At 69.5% G+C, this 1210-nt stretch carries 2 protein-coding genes; both read left to right on the top strand.

Going from position 1 to position 1210, the window contains the following annotated elements:
• Nucleotides 1-711: ATP phosphoribosyltransferase regulatory subunit (locus EON91_RS14500; RefSeq protein WP_292096124.1), on the top strand; the 711-nt coding region annotated here is incomplete at its 5' end.
• Nucleotides 708-1210 (top strand): ATP phosphoribosyltransferase (gene hisG / locus EON91_RS14495; RefSeq protein ID WP_292096125.1); only part of this gene is annotated, 503 nt, incomplete at its 3' end. The genes EON91_RS14500 and hisG, both read left to right, overlap by 4 nt.

The following is a 1210-nucleotide window of genomic DNA, read 5'->3' as shown; positions in this document are numbered from 1 at the left end:
GCAACCGGCGCCACCGTCCGCTTCGGCGACGTCGCCATCTATCACGCCGTGCTCGCAGCCCTCGACCTGTCGCCGCAATGGCGCGACCGCCTCCGCCGCGCCTTCTCGCGCCGCAAGGGCCCGCGCGAGCTGCTCGAAGCCGCCGCCAGCAATCAAGCCCAGCCCACCGGCGCCGTCGCCCGCCTTGGCGCGCTGGCGCCTGCCGAGGCTGCCCGTGGCGTTCAGGACGAACTCGCCAAACTCGGCGTCGAGCCCGTCGGCCGCACCGTTGAAGACGTCGCCGCCCGCCTGCGCGAGAAGGCCGCCGACGTGGCCCCCGCAGCCGCCGTCGCCAACGCCCTGACCAGCTATCTCAAGCTCAACGCCCCGGTCGCGAACAGCCTCGATGCCCTGCGCAGCTTCGCCGCTGGGGCCGGCCTCGATCTCTCCGCCGCGCTCGACGCCTACGCCGAACGCCTCGCCCTGATTGCGAAGCACAAGCCGCCCTTCTGGGCCGATGCTGTTTTCAGCGCCGAGGCAGGCCGCCGCTTCGAATACTATGACGGCTTCGTCTTCGAACTCGCCCGTGAGAACGCCGCCGACCGTCCGATCGTCTCTGGCGGTCGCTACGATGGCCTGATCGCGCGCCTCAGCGGGGGCAAGCGCCACGCCAGCGGCATTGGCGCAGCCCTTCGCGCTGACCGTCTCGAGACAGGGAAGGGCGCCCGCTGATGACCTCCCTGATCCTCGCCGTCCCGTCCAAAGGCCGTCTCAAAGAGCAGGCTGAAGAGTTCTTCGCCAAGGCAGGCTTCCGCATCGAAGCCATCGGTGGTGCGCGTGGCTACTTCGCCCGCATGGCCGGCTTGCCCGATGTCGAAGTCCGCCTCCTGTCCGCCAGCGAGATCGCGGCTGGCGTCATCTCCGGCGACATCCATGTCGGTGTCAGTGGCGAAGACCTGCTGCGCGAACAGGCCGGCGATCTGGATCGCGTCGTTCATTTGCTGGTGCCGCTCGGCTTCGGCCGTGCCGATCTCGTCGTCGCCGCACCCAAGAGCTGGCTCGACGTCGAGACCATGGCTGACGTCGATGACGTCGCCGCGCGCATGGAAGCATCCACCGGCCGCAAGATCCGCGTCGCGACCAAGTACGTCCGCTCGACGCGCCGCTTCTTCACGGAAGAGGGCGTCGGCCACTACCGCATCGTCGAGAGCGCGGGCGCTACGGAAGGCGC

The sequence above is a fragment of the Brevundimonas sp. genome (assembly GCF_004210735.1).
Classification (GTDB): domain Bacteria; phylum Pseudomonadota; class Alphaproteobacteria; order Caulobacterales; family Caulobacteraceae; genus Brevundimonas.
Note: the sequence above shows the minus strand (reverse complement) of the source record. Positions and strands in the feature narration are given on the sequence as shown.